This window comes from Paraburkholderia bannensis (assembly GCF_014200455.1).
Taxonomy (GTDB): domain Bacteria; phylum Pseudomonadota; class Gammaproteobacteria; order Burkholderiales; family Burkholderiaceae; genus Paraburkholderia; species Paraburkholderia bannensis_A.
Genome location: NZ_JACHBW010000015.1, coordinates 167,988 through 186,440, shown reverse-complemented (window position 1 = coordinate 186,440; position 18,453 = coordinate 167,988). Strand labels below are relative to the sequence as shown.

The following is an 18,453-nucleotide window of genomic DNA, read 5'->3' as shown; positions in this document are numbered from 1 at the left end:
GTGATCTAGTCGGTCTATTAGCGTTGCCCCTGTGCGGGGCGGCACCTACTTTTCTTTGCCGCGGCAAAGAAAAGTAGGCAAAAGAAAGCCGCTACCACCGCCAGTGCTTCGCGGTACACCTACAACCTATAAAACAGAGTGGCGCCCGGGCAGCGCCCGCATCACGCGCCTGACAACGGAGTGGTGACGCCCGCACATCCGGGGGCGCAAGCGCCCCGTGGGGCATAGCAGCAAACCTTCGGTTTGCGCCTTCCGCCGCAGACCCAACCGTTGTGAGCGCAGCGAACAACGGGATGAATGACTGCCTTGTCACTCCGATATTGGGCGCGTGGTGGGAGCGATGCCCAGTCACCACTCCGTAGATGGGCGAGAGGTGGACGGCGTCAATTTAGCGGTTTGAGCGGCTTTCTTTTGCCTACTTTTCTTTGCCGCGGCAAAGAAAAGTAGGTGCCGCCCCGCACAGGGGCAACGCTAATAGACCGACTAGATCACAAGGAAATGCCAAAAAAACAACCTAAGACCTCAAGAAAACGCCCAAGGCAAAATCAAATCAATAGCCTCACTTAACGATTCAAAAGCCGGCACAATTTCCTCATCCGGCACACAACCATACCCAATCAACAACCCGGAAGCCGCGCGCTCGCGCTCCGAGTAATACCCCGAAAGCGGCCTCACAACGATATTGCGCGCAAGCGCAGCTTCAGCCACCGCACGATCATCGCTACCCTCAGGCAATTGCATCACAACGTGCAACCCAGCATCGCCTCCCATAGCAGGCAACGCGTCCCCATAACGCCGCGCGGCAACATCCAGCACCGCCTGCCGCCGTTGCCCATAAAGCGCGCGCATCTTGCGAATATGCGATGTGAAATGCCCTTCCGCGATGAACTCCGCCAGCACCGCCTGCTGCAATAGCTGGCCCTCACGATAAAGCTCAGCGCTCGCAGTAGCGAAGCTCTCGGCAAGCGATTCCGGCGCAACCAGATATCCCACGCGCAAGCCCGGAAACAAGGTCTTCCCAAAGCTGCCCACGTAAATCACCTGCCCCGCCGTATCCAGCCCCTGCAACGACGCGAGCGGCCGGCTCCCATAGCGGAACTCGCTGTCGTAATCGTCCTCGATGATCCAGCACTGATGCTGCCGCGCGTATTCGAGCAGCGTGCGCCGACGCGCCAGACTCATCACCATGCCAAGCGGATACTGATGTGAAGGCGTCACAAGAATCAGCTTTGGTGGAGGCGCAGCAAAATCTGCCACTGACGGATTGATGCCCTCGCTGTCGACAGCAATCGGACGCGGCTTCAGCCCCGATACATGCAGCACGCTGCGCACGCCCCAATAGCACGGGTCCTCGGTCCAGATGGTGTCGCCCGGATCTGATAGCAGACGCACGGCCAGATCGACGGACTGGTGGATGCCGGTTGTGATGATGATCTGCTCGGGCGAGCAGCGCACCGATCGCGAGGTGCGCAGGTAATCGGCCAGCACGTGGCGCAGCAGCGCAAGGCCGCCGCCCGGCGCGTAAGTCAGCAGGTCGGGCCGCAGCGTGCGCCAGTATTTGTTGTGCAGTCGCGTCCAGATGCGTGCCGGAAAGCGCGAGACGTCGGGCACGCCCGGCATGAACGCGCCGCCCTGTCGCTTGGAAACGCCCGCGCCGGCAATCAGGCGCGCCCCCCGTGTGGACAGCGCACGAGCCGCCGGGCGGTGAAGCTGTGCGCCCTGCCACGGCTGATGCTGCCCCGCTTGTTGCAGCCAAGGCTCATCGCTTACCCCTGACGGCGGTGGTGATACCGCAAGCGCGGCCATCGATTGGCTGTTAGTTGCAACAGACCGGGATAGGCCCGTAATGGAACCTGTTTTAGTCGGGGTTTTCACTAATCCGATAGAGCCAATTTCCGCCGCGCCGACGATCTCATCGGGCGACGTGTCGGCTACAAACGTGCCGCGCCCCGTCGCCGAAGTGACATAGCCTTCGAGCACCAATTGCTCGTACACCTGCGTCACCGTATTGCGTGCGATCCCCAGCTCCGCCGCCAGAAGCCGGGAGGACGGGACTTTCGCGCCCGCCGGCAGTTCACGCGAGAGAATCGCCTGCTGCAGCAAACGGTGCAGTTGCCGGTACACCGGCTGACCGCTACCGCGCTCAAGGCGCTGGGCCAGCCAGTCGGACAGGACACTCGCTCGCATGAAATTGGCTCCTAAAGATTGCACTGAATGGCTCTGAATTTTAGAGCCAAACCTGAGTATAGTCGCGGCATGGGCTGCTGGCGACCGATCGTCCGATCAAGCCATTGCCGGGTCCACCCACCAACCTCAGAACCGAAAGCATTGAAGGAGATGAACGTGAGCAAGAACGCCGATCTGCAGAGCCGCAAGAACGCCATTACCCCGCGTGGCGTGGGCGTGATGTGCGACTTCTACGCCGAGCGCGCTGAAAACGCGGAACTGTGGGACGTCGAAGGCCGCCGCTTCATCGACTTCGCAGCCGGCATCGCCGTCTGCAACACGGGTCACCGTCATCCGAAGATCGTCGCCGCCATCAAGGCGCAACTCGACCAGTTCACGCACACCGCTTACCAGATCGTCCCCTACGAGTCCTACGTCTCGCTGGCCGAAAAGGTCGCGCAACGCGCTCCGGGCAGCTTCGCGAAGAAGGCTGCGTTCTTCACGACCGGCGCTGAAGCCGTCGAAAACGCCGTCAAGATCGCCCGCGCGTCGACGGGCCGTCCGGGCGTGATCGCCTTCGCAGGCGGTTTCCACGGCCGCACGATGATGGGCATGGCGCTCACCGGCAAGGTCGCGCCGTACAAGCTGAACTTCGGCCCGTTCCCGGCCGACGTCTACCACGCTCCGTACCCCAACTCGGTCCACGGCATCAGCACGGCTGACTCGCTCAAGCACATCGAAATGCTGTTCAAGGCCGATATCGATCCGAAGCGCGTCGCCGCGATCATCTTCGAACCGGTTCAGGGCGAAGGCGGCTTCTACCAGGCGCCGGCTGACTTCGTGCGCGGCCTGCGCAAGATCTGCGACACGCACGGCATCCTGCTGATCGCCGACGAAGTGCAAACCGGCTTCGCACGTACCGGCAAGCTGTTCGCGATGGAGCACTACGACGTCGCGCCGGACCTGATGACGATCGCCAAGAGCCTGGCCGGCGGCATGCCGCTGTCGGGCGTGGTCGGCCGCGCGGAAGTCATGGACGCAGCCGCGCCTGGCGGCCTCGGCGGCACGTACGCCGGTAACCCGCTGGCAGTGGCTTCGGCACACGCGGTCATCGAGATCATCGAGGAAGAAAAGCTGTGCGAGCGCGCCACGAAGCTGGGCGACAAGATCAAGGCAAAACTCAACGCGATGAAGGCCGAAGTGCCGCAGATCGCCGACGTGCGCGGTCCGGGCGCAATGAACGCTGTCGAGTTCTGCAAGCCGGGCACCGATGAAGCCGACGCCGACTTCACCAAGCGCGTGCAAACCGCCGCGCTCAACCGCGGCCTGCTGCTGCTGGTGTGCGGCGTGTACTCGAACGTCGTGCGCTTCCTGTTCCCGCTGACGATCCAGGAAAACGTCTTCGACGAAGCCCTCGCGATCCTCGAAGAGTCGATCAAGGAAGCCGTGGGCGTGCCGGCGTAAGCCACACCTTGCTCATCGCTGCTTAAGCTTGAGTTGCAAACGGCACACCGGCGCTTGCCGCTGTGCCGTTTTCGCTTAACCGTTTCGAATTGAATAGACGCACTGTCCGGAGTTCACTGATGAACCTGAAAGACGCATCGCTGCTCAAGAACGCCGCTTATATCAACGGCGAATGGCAAGGCGCCGAAGATGGCGCCACGCTCGACGTGGTCAATCCCGCCACGGGCGCGCTGATCGGCACGGTGCCACGCATGGGCGCGGCCGAAACGCGCCGCGCGATCTCCGCCGCCAACGCCGCCTGGCCCGCATGGCGCGCCAAAACCGCGAAGGAGCGCAGCGTCATCCTGCGCAAGTGGCACGATCTGATGATCGAAAACGCCGACGACCTCGCGCTGATCCTCACCACCGAACAAGGCAAGCCGATCGCCGAAGCCAAGGGCGAAATCGGCTACGCCGCTTCGTTCCTCGAATGGTTCGCCGAAGAAGGCAAGCGCGTCTACGGCGACACGATCCCGACGCCCGCCAACGACAAGCGCATCGTCGTGACGAAGGAAGCGATTGGCGTATGCGCCGCGATCACGCCGTGGAACTTCCCCGCCGCGATGATCACGCGCAAGGTCGGCCCCGCACTCGCGGCGGGCTGCCCGATCGTGCTCAAGCCCGCTGAAGCCACGCCGTTCTCGGCGCTCGCGCTGGCCGTGTTGGCCGAACGCGCCGGCGTGCCGGCAGGCGTGTTCAGCGTTGTCACGGGCGACCCCAAGGCGATCGGCGGCGAGCTCACCGGCAACCCGATCGTGCGCAAGCTCTCGTTCACGGGCTCGACGCCGGTTGGCCGCCTGCTGATGAGCCAGTGCGCCGCGACCGTCAAAAAGGTCTCGCTCGAACTGGGCGGCAACGCGCCGTTCATCGTGTTCGACGACGCCGATCTGGACGCCGCTGTGGCGGGCGCGATCGCCTCGAAGTACCGCAACAGCGGCCAGACCTGCGTCTGCACGAACCGCTTTTACGTGCACGACGCCGTGTACGACGCCTTCGCCGCCAAGCTGCGCGACGCGGTCGAAAAGCTCAAGGTGGGTCTGGGCACCGAAGCGGGCGTAACGCAAGGCCCGCTCATCAACGAAGCGGCCGTGCTGAAGGTGGAATCGCACATCGAAGACGCGCTCGGCAAGGGCGCGCAGGTGCTGACGGGCGGCAAGCGTCACGCGCTCGGCCACGGCTTCTTCGAGCCGACCATTCTCACCGGCGTCACGCCCGCGATGAAGGTTGCGCGCGACGAAACCTTCGGCCCGCTCGCGCCGCTGTTCCGCTTCTCGTCGGACGAAGAAGTGATCAGGATGGCGAACGACACGGAATTCGGTCTGGCCGCCTACTTCTACAGCCGCGACATCGGCCGCGTCTGGCGCGTGGCGGAAGCGCTCGAATACGGCATGGTGGGCATCAACACCGGCCTGATCTCGAACGAAGTCGCACCGTTCGGCGGCGTGAAGCAATCGGGCCTGGGCCGCGAAGGCTCGCACTATGGTATCGACGACTACGTCGTCATCAAGTACCTGTGCATGGCCGGCATGTAAGCCGTCAGAAGCACAACGGGCGCCGTGACAGGCGCCCGTGCTTGCAGAAGTTCCGATCAACCGGCGCGTGGCGATCTGTTCGCTACGCGCCGGTTTTGTTTTTTTGAGCGCGATTTATTGCGTCGCGCCGACCGGCGTGATCTGCGTGGCGTAGGCCGAAACAAAAACGGCGTGAATCGTGTCGCCGACCTTGAGCGTCTTGAGGTCAATATCCGGCGTGGCCTCAACCGTCACGGTCTGATATGCGCCGCGCAGCGTGACTTCGCGCTTCTTAAGATTGACGTGCGTGACGCTCGCCTGCACTTCGATCTGGCGCGCAGCGTCATAACCCGACGAAGCGGGCAGATACACGCTGGTATCGACGCGCTTGCGAATACCTTTGTCCTTGCCGGTGACCTTCTCCGCCGTCACGAGCAGCGCATTCTTGTAAAGCACATCGACGGTATCGCCAACATTCAGTTCATCGAAATTATCGACCTGCTTGCTCAGCCCGATATCGAGATCGTTACCGCGCGGGCCACGCAGCGTGACGATGCGCGCAGCGCGATCGATGCCGACGATTTGGGCCTTGATGTGAACCGGCTGCGCGTTGGCGAGCACCGATTGCGCCTGGGTCGCCAGCGCCGTCTGTTGAGGCGCCGAAGCCGCTTGCGTGTCCTGCGCAAACACAGCCTGCGATACGTCGAATCCCATCATCAGAGCTGCTATCCATGCAGACGCTTTCGTCATTTGCGTTCTCCTCTCACTTGCGGTTTTGATGAGTGCAATCCAACCTGCCGATGTGGAGCGATTCTACGCGGGCGTCCGGAAACCGGGACGCTAGTTGCGCGGATGTTAACTCACGCTGTCCGTTGGGGATTTAGTTAAATTTTGTTCGATTCCGTTTGTGGGTGGCTAACGAAATAGTCGGGCGAATTGTTGCGCTTTTCTGGTGTGTCAGGACGCCACACCGGATCTCGAAATCGTTCGATATGGCGCGGCAGCGGGTCTCCCTATCCTGATACCTGTCTTGCAATCAACTGTTTCGGAGAACCGCCATGAGCCCGCTGTCGCTGCTGATCGATCATTCGCAACTGCTCAACCGCGTTGAAACGCTGTATTCATTTGCCCCGGCCGAAGAAACATTCGTCGCCGATGAGCAAGCCGCAGCGCACGTGAGCTCCGCACAACGTAAAGAGCGCATCGCCCAGATCAAGGGCCTCGTCTGCGGAACGCTGCTGTTCGCGCCGTTTCTGTTTGCGTACGTGGTGGCCTGTGCCAGCCGATAAGCGCGAAAACGCGCAACTCTCCCGCCTCAGTGCGCACACACCGCACGCCGTCGAAAGCGAATGCAGCCTGCGCATACTGATCGGCGTGCTCCTGATCGGCTCACTTACGTTGCTGGGTCTGATTACCGTGTTCTGCCTTCTTTTCGACTAGGGCGACGCAGAAACAACAAAGCCGCGAGTCCTTCCAGACTCGCGGCTCTCTGCTTGAATCGGCGACGGATTACACGCGCTCGATCGCGATCGCAATGCCTTGGCCGACGCCGATGCACATCGTGCACAGCGCGTAACGGCCACCGGTGCGATGAAGCTGATACATCGCCGTCGTCACGAGGCGCGCGCCGCTCATACCCAGCGGGTGACCCAGCGCAATCGCGCCGCCATTCGGATTGACGCGAGGATCGTCATCCGCCACACCCAGCATACGCAGCACGGCCAGACCTTGCGAAGCGAACGCTTCGTTCAGCTCGATCACGTCGAACTGATCGATCGTCATGCCCAGGCGCGCGAGCAGTTTCTGCGTCGCCGGACCTGGGCCGATACCCATGACGCGCGGCGCAACACCAGCCGTGGCCATGCCGATCACGCGCGCACGCGGGGTCAGGCCAAAGCGCTTGGCGTTTTCTTCGTTGGCGAGCAGCAGCGCGCAAGCGCCATCGTTCACGCCAGAGGCATTGCCCGCCGTCACCGAACCGTCCGGACCGACCACGCCCTTGAGCTTCGCCAGCGCGTCGAGCGACGTTTCACGCGGGTGCTCGTCTCGCGACACGACCAGCGGATCGCCCTTCTTCTGCGCGATGCTGACCGAGACGATTTCCTGCGCCAGCGTGCCGTCGGCGATGGCGCGCGCGGCCTTCTGCTGGCTGCGCAACGCGAACGCGTCTTGATCGGCGCGGCTCACGTTGTAATCGACGGCGACGTTCTCAGCCGTTTCCGGCATCGAATCGACGCCATATTGCTGCTTCATCAGCTTGTTGACGAAGCGCCAGCCGATGGTCGTGTCATAAATCGCGGCGTCGCGCGCGAAGGCGGTGTTCGCCTTGCCCATCACGAACGGGGCGCGGCTCATGCTTTCCACGCCGCCAGCGATCATCAGGCCCGTTTCGCCCGACTTGAGCGCGCGCGCGGCAATCCCCACGGCATCCATGCCCGAACCGCACAGGCGGTTGACGGTCGAACCCGGCACGGCCTGCGGCAGGCCCGCCAGCAGCGACGACATGCGCGCGACGTTGCGGTTGTCCTCGCCAGCCTGGTTCGCGCAACCGTAGATCACATCGTCGATCGCCGCCCAGTCGACTTCCTTGTTGCGCTCCATCAGCGCCTTGAGCGGCACCGCGCCAAGGTCGTCAGCGCGAACCTGAGCAAGGGCGCCCGCGTAGCGGCCGATCGGCGTGCGAATTGCGTCGCAGATGAATGCTTCCGTCATAAGAGTCTCCTGTCGATTGCGCGCGATGTGGGCGTCGGACGCAATCCCATGCAAAACCGGTTGGGATCGACGGACTGCGCGGGCGAAGAATGAGGTATCGAACGCGCACGTCCTCGTGCGTTTTGTTCGACCCACGAACTCATGGTCGATAATCGAACATTTGGCGCCCATGATAGGCGTCGCGGCGCGCGAGTGTCAAGCAGGGGTATCCGCAGGTCGCGCGCTGAATCAGCTGGAGAAATGAGCAGCGTAAACGGCACCGGCCGCGCGAGACGGGAATCTCGCGCGACCGGAGGCTTCGGCAAAGCGTACGCCTTAACGCGACATCATATTCATGCTGACGTTATGCATGACCCAGATCGTGCCAAAAATCAGGAACGCGGCGGCGAGCACCGTATAGGCCAGCGACAACACGTTCCAGCCCTGTCCCGGCGATGCGTTCAGGTGCAGGAAAAACACCAGATGCACGATCACCTGCACGAAGGCCAGCACCGCGAGGATGGCGAGACCGGTGCCCGCCGCAAAGCCGCCGTGCAAAACGATGCCGAATGCGCCGGCGGTCAGCAGCACCGAGAGGATGAAGCCCGCAGCGTAGCTGCCAAAGGTGCCATGGGCTTCGCTATGAGAATGAGCCATTTAGAGCACGCTCCCGAGATAGACAAAAGTAAACACGCAGATCCACACCACGTCCAGGAAGTGCCAGAAGAGGCTCAGGCACGTAAGGCGGCGCACTTCGCGCTCGTCCAGTTGTGGACGGCGCAGGACTTGCACCATCAGCACGGCCATCCAGACGAGACCGAAAAACACGTGCAGGCCGTGCGTGCTGACCAGCACAAAGAACGACGAGAGAAACGCGCTGCGCTGCGGCCCGGCGCCTTCGGCAATCAGGTGCGAGAATTCGCGCAGTTCGAGCACGAGGAACGTGGCACCCAGAATGAAGGTGATGGCGAGCCAGCCCAGCACTGCGCCGCTCTTGCGCTGCTGCGCGCCGAGCATCGCGAAACCGTAGGTGATGCTCGACAGCAGCAGCACCGCGGTTTCGATCGCGACGCCGGTGACGTCGAACAGGTCCTTGCCCGTCGGGCCGCCTGCGTACTGGTGTGCGAGCACGCCAAAGGTTGCGAACAGCGAAGCGAACAGCACGCAGTCCGTCATCAGGTAGATCCAGAAGCCGAACACCGAGTTCGACGGCGGATGATCGTGATGATCGAAGTCGGCGAGCGTTGCCGTATTGGTTTTCTGTAGCATGGCTTAGGCCTCCACTGCCGCCATATCGCGTTCGACGGCAACCGTCGCGCGATGGCGCTTCTCTTCGATCTCGCGAACCTTCGCGGCCGGAATGTAATAGCCGTCGTCGTCGCTGAAACTGCGCGCGGCGATTGTCACGACGATGGCGGCGAACGCCAGCCCAGCGAGCCAGACGATGTGCCACACGCCTGCAAAACCCAGCGCGAGGCTGAACATGCCAACGAAGAAGCCCGCCGACGTGTTCGATGGCATATGGATATCGCTGTACTTCGCCGCCAGACCCAGACCGCGGCCGGTTTCCTTCATGTGGGCGAATGCATCGATTTCCTGCACCTGCGGGATAACCGCGAAGTTATAGACCGGCGGGGGCGACGAAGTGGCCCATTCGAGCGTGCGGCCGCCCCACGGATCGCCCGTGACGTCCTGGCATTCCGCCTTGTTGCGGTTGACGAACGCCATTACCCACTGCAGCACCTGGAACACCACGCCCAGCGCAATGATCGCCGCGCCGATTGCAGCCACGATGAAATACGGATGCCAGGCGGGATTGTCGTAATGGTTCAGACGGCGGGTCGCGCCCATGAAGCCCAGCACGTAAAGCGGAACGAATGCAACGTAGAAGCCGACGAACCAGCACCAGAACGAAGCCTTGCCCAGCTTTTCGCTCGGCTTGAGGCCGAACACCTTCGGGAACCAGTAGTGCAGGCCCGCGAGGTAGCCGAACACCACGCCGCCGATGATGGCGTTGTGGAAGTGAGCGATCAGGAACAGCGAGTTATGCAGCACAAAGTCCGCACCCGGGATCGCCATCATCACGCCGGTCATGCCGCCGATCGAGAACGTCACCATGAAGCCAATCGTCCACAGCACCGGTGCGGTGAACTGGATGCGGCCGCGATACATCGTGAACAGCCAGTTGAAGATCTTCACGCCCGTGGGAATGGCGATCACCATCGTCATGATGCCGAAGAACGCATTGACGTCGGCGCCGGAGCCCATCGTGAAGAAGTGGTGCAGCCACACGAGGAAGGCCAGCACCATGATCGCGCACGAGGCATAGACCATGGTCTTGTAGCCGAACAGCGGCTTCTTCGAGAACGTAGCCATGACTTCCGAATAGATGCCGAACGCAGGCAGTACGAGGATGTACACCTCGGGGTGGCCCCAGGCCCAGATCAGATTCAGATACAGCATGACGTTGCCGCCGCCGTCATTCGTGAAGAAGTGCGTGCCGACGTAACGGTCGAAGCCCAGCAGTGCGAGCGCGATCGTGAGGATCGGGAAGGTGGCCATGATCAGCACGTTCGAGCACAGCGCCGTCCACGTAAACACCGGCATCTTCATGAGGCTCATGCCCGGCGCGCGCATCTTCAGGATGGTGACGAAGAAGTTGATGCCGGTAATGAGGGTGCCGACACCCGAGAGCTGCAGCGACCAGATGTAGTAATCGACCCCCACACCGGGACTGAACTGCAATTCGGAGAGCGGCGGATACGCGAGCCAGCCCGTTTGCGCGAACTCGCCGACCACCAGCGACAGATTGATGAGGATCGCGCTGATCGCCGTCATCCAGAACGAAAGCGAGTTCAGGAACGGGAACGCCACGTCGCGCGCGCCGATCTGCAGCGGCACCACGAGGTTGAACAGGCCGACCATGAGCGCCATCGCCATGAAGAAGATCATGATGACGCCGTGCGCCGAGAAGATCTGGTCATAGTGATGCGGCGGCAAGTAGCCGGGCGCGTCGAAGGCGATAGCCTGCTGGATGCGCATCATGACGGCGTCGGCAAAGCCGCGCACGAGCATCAGCACCGCCACGATGATGTACATCAGGCCAATGCGCTTGTGGTCCACGCTCGTGAGCCATTCGGACCAGATGTATTTCCACTTGCCGGCCCAGGTCACGAGACCGAGCACGGCGACCACGATCAGCGCCATGAACGCCGCTGCGCCCATGATGATCGGCTGATCGAACGGGATCGCCTCTAAGGTGAGTTTTCCGAACATGACTGCTTACCCCTTGGTCACGCACGACGGGTCATTGAAGTCCGTGACGTGGCCGTTGTTGTACTTCGCGATGATGTTGTTGAAGAGCTTCGGATCGACCGTCGAGAAGTACTGCACCGGCGCCTTCTCGGTCGGCTGTGCGACGCCCGCGTACTGGTCCATCGACAGACCGTCGTGCGAGGCCTTGACCTTCTGCACCCAGGCGTCGAAGTCCTGCTGGCTGGTAGCGAGCGTGCGGAACTTCATGTCCGAGAAGCCCTTGCCGCTGTAGTTGGCCGAAATGCCTTCGTAATTGCCGGCTTCGTCGGCGACGAGGTGCAGACGCGTCTGCATGCCCGCCATTGCGTAGACCTGGGTGCCCAGTTGCGGGATGAAGAACGAATTCATCACCGAATCCGACGTGATGCGAAAATTGACCGGCGTGCCCACCGGCACCGCAAGCTGGTTCACCGTGGCGATGCCGAGATCCGGATAGATGAAGAGCCACTTCCAGTCGAGCGCTACAACCTCGACATTGATGGGCTTCACGTTCGATTCGAGCGGCTTGTAGGGGTCGAGCTCGTGCGTGGTCTTCCAGGTGAGTACGGCAAGGAACAGGATGATGATGGCCGGAATGGTCCACACGACGACTTCGATCGCCGTGGAATGCGCCCACTTGGGCGCATAGGTGGCATTGCGGTTGGACGCGCGGTAGCGCCAGGCGAAATAGAGCGTGAGCAGGATCACCGGCACCACCACGAGCAGCATGGCCCACGTGGCCGTGGCGATGAGGGATTTTTCGGCGACGCCGACGCTGCCCTTGGGGTCGAGCACTGTGAGGTTGCCGCTACATCCCGCTAGCGTGGCGACGAGCCCGCCGCCGAGGGGGATTAACCACCTTTTGAAGGCTTTTCTCTTCATGTTTGCCTGCTTTTCCGTTTAACCACTTTGAACGCTGTCACGCATTCGCATTGCAAAACCCGCCATGCAAAATGCACCCGTACCGTTTTTAGCGAAATTCTACGGAAACGACTTCTTCAAAAATTTGATTTAGGCCAAGGTTTATTGAGGGCACCAAAGCGCATACGTACCGGCGCGACGGAACGACACACATATCTTTCAGTTATCTTTCCAATTACCGGAGATGCCTGCGCGACAATGCGCCGCAAGCGATATCGACTATTCTTCAGGCGAAAATTCGTGTGAATGTGGCGAAAGGTTGCGACTAACAGAGTTAGCCAAAAATAACCGGCATCCGTAACTTCTCAGAACACCCCTTTAATTGACTGATGATTAAACCAAGACGATTAATTCCCTTATCGATATTCAATCGAATCGTCAATCCAGGCGGCCAGCAATTTACTTGCGAAAAATCAAACAACCCATTCTGATAAACGACGCACCCCGCTTGTATTTTTCACGCCGATGCGCCGCCCCACCGCCGCGTGCCGGTTGGCGAAACAAAGCGCTTGCGCTATCGTCTTGGGTTCCTTTCGCGCCGCCTCCAGCCCTTGATCCGACGCCACGACGCCATGAACCCCGCCACCCGCGTACCGCCCGCCCCTTCCGACGAGCAGACGGACATCCCCGAAAAGCCGGGCGACTCCTATGTGCAGTCGTTCGCGCGCGGGCTTTCCGTGATCCGCGCGTTCAACGCCGAGCACCCCGAGCAGACGCTCACCGACGTTGCCGCCGCCACCGGCCTCACGCGCGCGGGCGCGCGGCGCATCCTGCTGACGCTGCAGACGCTGGGCTACGTCGAGGCCGAGGGGCGGCTGTTCCGCCTCACGCCCAAGATTCTCGACCTCGGGTTTGCCTATCTGACGTCGATGCCGTTCTGGAATCTGGCCGAGCCGGTCATGGAGGCGCTTTCGGCCGAAGTGCACGAAAGCTGCTCGGCGGCCGTGCTGGACCGCACCGAGATCGTCTACGTGCTGCGCGTGCCCACGCACAAGATCATGACGATCAACCTGTCGATCGGCAGCCGCCTGCCTGCGTATTGCACCTCGATGGGGCGCGTGCTGTTGTCCGCGCTCGACGAAGACGCGCTCGACGCTACGCTGGGCGCGTCGCCGCTCTACGCGCACACGCCGCGCACCGTGACCGACAAGGAAGAGCTCAAGAAGATCATCGCCCAGGTGCGCGAGCAGGGCTGGGCCATCGTCGATCAGGAACTGGAAGGCGGGCTGATCTCGATCTCCGCGCCGATCCGCAACCGCCAGGGGCGCGTGATTGCCGCGATGAACATCAGCGGCAATGCGCAGCGCACTTCGGCCAAACAGATGGTCAAGACCTTCCTGCAGCCGCTGCAGCAGGCGGCCCAGCGCGTCTCGGGGATGGTTTCGCGGCGGACTTGAGGGAGGTTCGCGGCGCGCCTCGTATGCTCCGGATCAGTCGGCTGACTCCGCCACCTCGCACTCAGCGAACACCTCCCGCGCGGCGAACAATGCATTGAGCGCCGCCGGGAACCCGGCATACAGCGCCATCTGCATGAACACCTCGACGATCTCGTCGCGGGTGCAGCCGACATTCAGGGCGGCCTCGATGTGTATCTTCAACTGCGGCTGTGCGTTGCCGAGCGCGGCCAGCGCGGCAATCGTGGCGATTTCGCGGGCACGCAGATCGAGTTGCGGCCGGCTATAGATGTCGCCGAAGCCGAACTCGATCAGCAAGCGGCCGAAATCCGGCGCAATCGGCGCGAGTGCCGCGACGACTTTCTCGCCGGCCGCACCGTCGATCTCTTTCAGCTTTTGCCAGCCTTGCGCATAGCGGTCTTGCTTGTGGTCGCGCTTCGTGTCGCGCTTGTTGGGCTCTGCGTGGGTTCCGATATCCATGGCGAATCCTCTTCCTGTCGATGGGTTTGAGCGTCTTCGTCATGTCGCGCCGCGTCCCGCGCCGCCGTCTCGTACCAGGCGATCTTGTCGGTGATCGCCGCCAGATTGGCCTGCAGATCGTCGATGCGCGCCAGCACCTCGTTGCGATGCGCCGCCAGCATCTCGCGCCGGGCATCGTAGGTCGCCTCGCCCTGCGCGCGCAGTTCGGAGAACGCCTGGATCGACGCGATCGGCATGCCGGTCGCTTTCAGACGCATGACGAACTGCAGCCAGTCCCTATCCGCGGGCGAATACAGCCGATGCCCGGCCTGCGTGCGTCCGATGGCGCGCAGCAGCCCGGCCTGCTCGTAGTAACGTAGCGTGTGGGTGGTGACGCCGGTGGCCGCGGCCACCTGGCCGATAGTCAGGGGTTTCGACATGACGGATCTCAGGTTAGGACTTCGAGTGCACTCTAAGTCAAGCCTCAAGCGCTGTCAGCCGCCAGCCGCCCGGCTCACCCGACCAAGGACCGCATGACAGCCAGCCACGCCCCTCATACCGATGTGCGCAACGGCGTACCGCCGGCTGACGACCCAGCATCAGGACCAGCCGCCGTTTCAGCCGATGTCCGCGAAAACCTGCACGAGCCAGTCCGCAAAGGTGCGCACGCGCAGCGAAAGCTGGCGTGCCTGCGGAAACATCACGGAAACCGGCATCGGCGGGGGCGGCTGATCGGCCAGCACCACGCACAGCTCGCCGTTGGCCAGTTGCTCGCGCACGCGATAACGCGGCACCTGCACGAGGCCAAGGCCCGCAAGCGCACCCGCCGTATACAACTCCGCGCCATTCACGCCCACCGGACCCGGCAGCGTGATATTGCGCACGCCGTCGGGCAGCGCGCGAATTCGAGCGGATGGGCGCGGCCCGTAGCCGGCGAAAGGTAGTTGACGGCGCGGTGCCCATCCAGCAACGCTTCGATCGAAGCGGGATCGCCGTACCGTTCGAGATAGGCGGGACTCGCGACCGTCACCTGTTCGAGCAGCGCGACGCGCCGCGCGATCATCGACGAATCGCTGAGTTCGCCCGCACGCAGCACGCAGTCGATGCCCTCGCGCACCAGATCGACGAAATGGTCGCCCGAGCCGATAAAGAGTTCGATGCGCGGGTAGCGCGCCAGAAATTGCGGCAGACGCGGCATCACGAAGTACTGCGCGAGCGTGCCTTGCATGTTCACGCGCAGGCGGCCGTGCGGATCGGTGTCGCGAAAGGCCTCCTCGGTTTCTTCGAGATCGGCCAGCAGGCGCGTGCAGCGTTGATAGTAGGCGTCGCCGTCGGGCGTGGGCTTCACCTGCCGTGTGGTGCGTTCCAGCAGGCGCACGCCCAGGCGCGTCTCGAGACGCTTGATCGAATTGGTGACGGTGGCGCGCGGCAAATTCAGGTCCTCGGCCGCCTGCGTGAAGCTGCGGCGGTCGACGATGCGCGTGAAAATCTGCATCTCCTGGAAACGGTCCAAGGGCGGTCTCGTGTGGATTGGTCGCGGCGTTTTGCTGTGGCGTATTGCTGTGGCGTTTTGTAGCGATCCGCGGGGCGGCGTCATCTTCTCATGAGCGCAGCGCGTGGCCAAAAATACCCAGCCCCCGGCGCGGCGCACGGTGCACCGGCCGTCTCAGCCCTTGAGCGCCACCCGCTGCACCGCCGCGACGAAGGCCGCGCCCGCATCCTCGATCCGTCCGGAATTATCGATCTGCACGAAGGTCGCGCCTTCGGGCACGTCGAACGGCGCGCGCCGCGCCAGCCGTTCGGCGACTTGTTCGGGCGTTTCGCGCGCTCGCGAAGCAAGCCGTGCGGCCAGCACATGTTGCGCGGCATTCACATGCACGAGCGTCATGCGCGGAAAACGCGCCAGCGCTTCATTCACGTAGGCGCGCGAGCCGTTCACCACGACGGTGCAGCCCAGCTTGAGCCACTGCTCGACTTCCACGCCGATCCCATAGCGCAGCGCGTGGCTGCGCCACTGCAGCGCGAACAGGCCCAGCCGCGCGCGCGCTTCGAATTCGGTGTCGGTGAGCGCGATGTGGTTTTCGCCGCCGCCCTCCTCGCGCGTGATGTAGCGATGTGCGAACACCACGCCTTCCGCTGCGAGCCGCGTGCGCGCATAGCCAAGCAGCGTGTCCTTGCCTGCGCCCGATGGGCCCATCACGTAAATCAGGCGGGCCGTCATGCCGCTGCCTCCTGCTGCTGCGCGAAATCCACGCGCTGCCACAGCACAAAGGGCGCGCCCGGCTGCGGCTCGACGTAGATCGCCACGCCATGCACGGGCAACGCGCCCGCATCGTGCATCTGCGCGTTCCAGGCCTGCGTGAGCGCGGCGCGCGCGGGCGCATCGTCGAGCGAATCGGATAGCGTCATATGAAAGCGGAACTCGTCGAACACATACGGATAGCCCCAGGTTTCCACGTAGTCGCGCTGGCGCGGCGTGAGCGGCGCGTCCAGGCGCTTCGCCAGTTCGGCGTTTGTCTGCGCGGCGCGCAGCGAGCCGAGCGTGCGCAAGGCGTCGGCGGCCAGGTCCTGAAGCGCCTGCGCGCCCGCATCGTCGCTTGCCTTAACCGCGACGAATCGGCTCAAAGTAGCCGCTTCCGCCTTCACCGCGAAGCGCGCGCGCCGCGCGGCCCAGGCCTGCGTAGCGGCAAGGAGCGTCTGCGGCGTCACGCCATCGGCGAGGCGAAACGGCGGCACCAGCGTGCCGTGCCAGCCATATCGAGCGGGCACGACGGTCAGCGCCGCAAGCGGCTGGTCCAGTTCCACAGGCTGCGGCGGCGCAAGCGGCGCGCCGCTTTCCGGGTCGCGGCCAAGCCACGCGCAACCGGCGCGCCACCAGATGCTGTCGCGCGGCGGCGCGTAATAGATCGCAAAGCGCGTCGCCGCGCTCCAGAGGTCGTGGGCGGCGCTCATTTCGGTGCTCATATCTCGTGCTCCACCATCAGTTGCACGCGGTCCGCTGCGAAATGCGTCACGCCGTATTTGATCGCCACGCCTTCCAGATCGACGTCGACGTTTTCGACCCAGAGCACCGGCTGCTGTCGATTGATGTTCAAACGCCGCGCGACTTCCGGCTCGGGCAACACGCTGCCGATACGGCTCCATTTGCGCAGATAGTCGCTCACGCCAAATTCCGCCAACGCCTTGGACGTGCTGTCCACGCGCTCCATGACCGCGGGCAGATCGGCGAAACGCGCGGCCGGATACCAGCTGCGCGCGTAGGTGAGCGGCACGCCGTCCGACTCGTGCAGCGTTTCGAGCCGATAGACCAATGCGCCCGCGCGCAGCCCCAGCGCCTTGGCCACCGCCGGATCGGCCTTCACGCGCGACGACGCCAGCAGCTTGCCCACCGCCGAATGCTGATGACGCTGCAGGTTTTCCGTGAAACGCGTGCGCTTGCCGATGCTGTAGTCGATCGCGCCGGGCTGCACGAAGGTGCCGCGCCCCTGCTCGACGCTCACGAGACCCTGGGCAGCGAGGCCCAGCATCGCGCGCCGCACCGTATGCCGGTTGACGTCGAAGCGCTTCGCCAGTTCGCCTTCGCTCGGCAGGCGGCCATCGTCGCCGAAACCCTTCGCGGCGATCTCGGCTGCGAGGATCTGCTCGATCTGCCGCCACACCGCCAGCCCTGCGCCGCGTTCGAGCGTGCTGTGTTGCGCGTCGTCGTTCGATGTCATGGTGCTGTCATTCCCCTCGGTTTCAATAGCGTTTTGCGCATTGTAGTGGCCAGGGCGTGATGAAAATATGAAAACGTCTTCAGCGCCGGTGCGCGTTCACTGTAACATTAAACGTCTAGACGTTTAGATGAATAGATGCTCCAATGTCCCGACGTCGCGACGCCCTGCGAGGTGCGCAATCCGGCAAGTGTTTCAACCAACCGCGCCTTGATCACGCTTTGATCTCGTTTCGCCCCTGTTTTATCCGCAGTTCAATTCCGTTCACGACACAGGAACTCCGATGAACGCTTCCTCCGCCCCATCCACCGCCGCCGGTTCAGCCGCGCGCCGCGCCTGGATGGCGGTTCTCGCGCGCACGCCGCGCGCCGAGCTCGAAGCGGCCTTGGCCGCGGCGCTCGGCGGCGAGCCGGCGCCTTCCTTCGACTGGCTGCGCGCCCCCCAAACCGGCCTCGCGATGGTGCGCGGGCGCGTCGGCGGCACCGGCAACGCCTTCAACCTGGGCGAAGCCACCGTCACGCGCGCCACGCTGCGCCTGCGTGCGCCGGACGGCGCGGCGCACGGCACGCAGGCCGCCACGGTGGGCGTCGCCTGCCATCTGGGCCGCGACAAACGCCGCGCCGAACTCGCCGCGCTGGCCGACGCCCTGTTGCAGCAGCCCGAGCGCCACGGCCGCCTGCACGCGCAGTTGATCGAGCCGCTGGCCGCACGTCTGGCCGAACAGCGCGCCGCGCGCCGCGACGACACCGCCAGCACCCGGGTCGAATTCTTCACGATGGTTCGAGGTGACGCATGAACGAA

17 protein-coding genes and 1 pseudogene are annotated in these 18,453 nt (G+C 63.3%); 5 read left to right on the top strand and 13 right to left on the bottom strand.

From position 1 onward, the window contains the following. Positions 1–522: 522 nt before the first annotated feature. Positions 523–2,187: a PLP-dependent aminotransferase family protein gene (locus tag F4827_RS24460; protein ID WP_183728570.1), complete on the bottom strand. Its 1,665-nt coding sequence runs from the start codon at positions 2,185–2,187 to the stop codon at positions 523–525. 150 nt (positions 2,188–2,337) lie between these two features. Here F4827_RS24460 and gabT point away from each other — a divergent pair, with 150 nt between their 5' ends. Continuing rightward, positions 2,338–3,630 (top strand): 4-aminobutyrate--2-oxoglutarate transaminase, encoded by a 1,293-nt coding sequence (gene gabT / locus F4827_RS24455; protein WP_183728567.1) that lies wholly within the window; start codon positions 2,338–2,340, stop codon positions 3,628–3,630. Between the two features lie 119 nt (positions 3,631–3,749). Continuing rightward, the gene (gabD, locus tag F4827_RS24450; protein ID WP_183728562.1) at positions 3,750–5,201 is read left to right on the top strand and encodes an NADP-dependent succinate-semialdehyde dehydrogenase; all 1,452 of its coding nucleotides are present in this window, start codon (positions 3,750–3,752) and stop codon (positions 5,199–5,201) included. Between the two features lie 114 nt (positions 5,202–5,315). On the opposite strand, the gene F4827_RS24445 is transcribed toward gabD, so the two are convergent. Then, entirely contained in the window at positions 5,316–5,930 is a 615-nt protein-coding gene (locus F4827_RS24445) for a hypothetical protein (RefSeq protein WP_260175412.1), read from the bottom strand. 308 nt (positions 5,931–6,238) lie between these two features. On the opposite strand from F4827_RS24445, the gene F4827_RS24440 reads away from it, so the two are divergent. After that, positions 6,239–6,469 (top strand): hypothetical protein, encoded by a 231-nt coding sequence (locus F4827_RS24440; RefSeq protein ID WP_183728558.1) that lies wholly within the window; start codon positions 6,239–6,241, stop codon positions 6,467–6,469. 220 nt (positions 6,470–6,689) lie between these two features. Here F4827_RS24440 and pcaF read toward each other — a convergent pair whose 3' ends face one another. From pcaF to cyoA, 5 genes are all read right to left on the bottom strand, one after another. Continuing rightward, positions 6,690–7,892: a 3-oxoadipyl-CoA thiolase gene (pcaF, locus tag F4827_RS24435; RefSeq protein WP_183728555.1), complete on the bottom strand. Its 1,203-nt coding sequence runs from the start codon at positions 7,890–7,892 to the stop codon at positions 6,690–6,692. Between the two features lie 315 nt (positions 7,893–8,207). Continuing rightward, positions 8,208–8,528, bottom strand: coding sequence for a cytochrome o ubiquinol oxidase subunit IV (gene cyoD, locus F4827_RS24430; RefSeq protein ID WP_183728552.1), 321 nt, complete (start codon positions 8,526–8,528; stop codon positions 8,208–8,210). Next, positions 8,529–9,140: a cytochrome o ubiquinol oxidase subunit III gene (gene cyoC, locus F4827_RS24425; protein ID WP_183728549.1), complete on the bottom strand. Its 612-nt coding sequence runs from the start codon at positions 9,138–9,140 to the stop codon at positions 8,529–8,531. 3 nt (positions 9,141–9,143) lie between these two features. Then, positions 9,144–11,147, bottom strand: a complete 2,004-nt coding sequence (gene cyoB, locus F4827_RS24420; RefSeq protein ID WP_183728546.1) for a cytochrome o ubiquinol oxidase subunit I — start codon at positions 11,145–11,147, stop codon at positions 9,144–9,146. A 6-nt stretch (positions 11,148–11,153) separates the two neighbouring features. Next, positions 11,154–12,047, bottom strand: coding sequence for a ubiquinol oxidase subunit II (gene cyoA, locus F4827_RS24415; RefSeq protein ID WP_183728543.1), 894 nt, complete (start codon positions 12,045–12,047; stop codon positions 11,154–11,156). A 611-nt stretch (positions 12,048–12,658) separates the two neighbouring features. Here cyoA and F4827_RS24410 point away from each other — a divergent pair. Beyond that, on the top strand, positions 12,659–13,483 hold the full coding sequence (locus tag F4827_RS24410) for an IclR family transcriptional regulator (RefSeq protein WP_183728540.1): 825 nt from the start codon (positions 12,659–12,661) through the stop codon (positions 13,481–13,483). A gap of 33 nt (positions 13,484–13,516) precedes the next feature. Here F4827_RS24410 and F4827_RS24405 read toward each other — a convergent pair whose 3' ends face one another. The 6 genes and pseudogenes from F4827_RS24405 to phnF all read right to left on the bottom strand — a co-directional run bounded on the left by F4827_RS24405 (position 13,517) and on the right by phnF (position 17,655). Continuing rightward, on the bottom strand, positions 13,517–13,960 hold the full coding sequence (locus F4827_RS24405; RefSeq protein ID WP_183728537.1) for a carboxymuconolactone decarboxylase family protein: 444 nt from the start codon (positions 13,958–13,960) through the stop codon (positions 13,517–13,519). Further along, positions 13,870–14,379, bottom strand: coding sequence for a MerR family transcriptional regulator (locus F4827_RS24400; protein ID WP_183728534.1), 510 nt, complete (start codon positions 14,377–14,379; stop codon positions 13,870–13,872). The genes F4827_RS24405 and F4827_RS24400 overlap by 91 nt, the downstream gene beginning before the upstream one ends. Before the next feature lie 177 nt (positions 14,380–14,556). After that, a pseudogene (locus tag F4827_RS24395) lies at positions 14,557–15,452 on the bottom strand (LysR family transcriptional regulator). Between the two features lie 153 nt (positions 15,453–15,605). Further along, the gene (phnN, locus tag F4827_RS24390; protein ID WP_183728531.1) at positions 15,606–16,160 is read right to left on the bottom strand and encodes a phosphonate metabolism protein/1,5-bisphosphokinase (PRPP-forming) PhnN; all 555 of its coding nucleotides are present in this window, start codon (positions 16,158–16,160) and stop codon (positions 15,606–15,608) included. Further along, positions 16,157–16,903 carry a DUF1045 domain-containing protein gene (locus F4827_RS24385; protein ID WP_260175411.1) on the bottom strand — a complete coding sequence of 249 codons (747 nt, stop codon included), beginning with the start codon at positions 16,901–16,903 and terminating at the stop codon, positions 16,157–16,159. The genes phnN and F4827_RS24385 overlap by 4 nt, the downstream gene beginning before the upstream one ends. Then, positions 16,900–17,655 carry a phosphonate metabolism transcriptional regulator PhnF gene (gene phnF, locus F4827_RS24380; protein ID WP_167068856.1) on the bottom strand — a complete coding sequence of 252 codons (756 nt, stop codon included), beginning with the start codon at positions 17,653–17,655 and terminating at the stop codon, positions 16,900–16,902. The genes F4827_RS24385 and phnF overlap by 4 nt, the downstream gene beginning before the upstream one ends. Before the next feature lie 280 nt (positions 17,656–17,935). On the opposite strand from phnF, the gene phnG reads away from it, so the two are divergent. Then, on the top strand, positions 17,936–18,448 hold the full coding sequence (phnG, locus tag F4827_RS24375; RefSeq protein WP_183728529.1) for a phosphonate C-P lyase system protein PhnG: 513 nt from the start codon (positions 17,936–17,938) through the stop codon (positions 18,446–18,448). Positions 18,449–18,453: the final 5 nt, after the last annotated feature.

Coding starts and splice junctions, on each gene's coding strand:
- F4827_RS24460 (WP_183728570.1), bottom strand. CDS start 2,187: ATGCGAGCGAGTGTCCTGTCCGACTGGCTGGCCCAGCGCCTTGAGCGC.
- gabT (WP_183728567.1), top strand. CDS start 2,338: ATGAACGTGAGCAAGAACGCCGATCTGCAGAGCCGCAAGAACGCCATT.
- gabD (WP_183728562.1), top strand. CDS start 3,750: ATGAACCTGAAAGACGCATCGCTGCTCAAGAACGCCGCTTATATCAAC.
- F4827_RS24445 (WP_260175412.1), bottom strand. CDS start 5,930: ATGACGAAAGCGTCTGCATGGATAGCAGCTCTGATGATGGGATTCGAC.
- F4827_RS24440 (WP_183728558.1), top strand. CDS start 6,239: ATGAGCCCGCTGTCGCTGCTGATCGATCATTCGCAACTGCTCAACCGC.
- pcaF (WP_183728555.1), bottom strand. CDS start 7,892: ATGACGGAAGCATTCATCTGCGACGCAATTCGCACGCCGATCGGCCGC.
- cyoD (WP_183728552.1), bottom strand. CDS start 8,528: ATGGCTCATTCTCATAGCGAAGCCCATGGCACCTTTGGCAGCTACGCT.
- cyoC (WP_183728549.1), bottom strand. CDS start 9,140: ATGCTACAGAAAACCAATACGGCAACGCTCGCCGACTTCGATCATCAC.
- cyoB (WP_183728546.1), bottom strand. CDS start 11,147: ATGTTCGGAAAACTCACCTTAGAGGCGATCCCGTTCGATCAGCCGATC.
- cyoA (WP_183728543.1), bottom strand. CDS start 12,047: ATGAAGAGAAAAGCCTTCAAAAGGTGGTTAATCCCCCTCGGCGGCGGG.
- F4827_RS24410 (WP_183728540.1), top strand. CDS start 12,659: ATGAACCCCGCCACCCGCGTACCGCCCGCCCCTTCCGACGAGCAGACG.
- F4827_RS24405 (WP_183728537.1), bottom strand. CDS start 13,960: ATGGATATCGGAACCCACGCAGAGCCCAACAAGCGCGACACGAAGCGC.
- F4827_RS24400 (WP_183728534.1), bottom strand. CDS start 14,379: ATGTCGAAACCCCTGACTATCGGCCAGGTGGCCGCGGCCACCGGCGTC.
- phnN (WP_183728531.1), bottom strand. CDS start 16,160: ATGACGGCCCGCCTGATTTACGTGATGGGCCCATCGGGCGCAGGCAAG.
- F4827_RS24385 (WP_260175411.1), bottom strand. CDS start 16,903: ATGAGCACCGAAATGAGCGCCGCCCACGACCTCTGGAGCGCGGCGACG.
- phnF (WP_167068856.1), bottom strand. CDS start 17,655: ATGACATCGAACGACGACGCGCAACACAGCACGCTCGAACGCGGCGCA.
- phnG (WP_183728529.1), top strand. CDS start 17,936: ATGAACGCTTCCTCCGCCCCATCCACCGCCGCCGGTTCAGCCGCGCGC.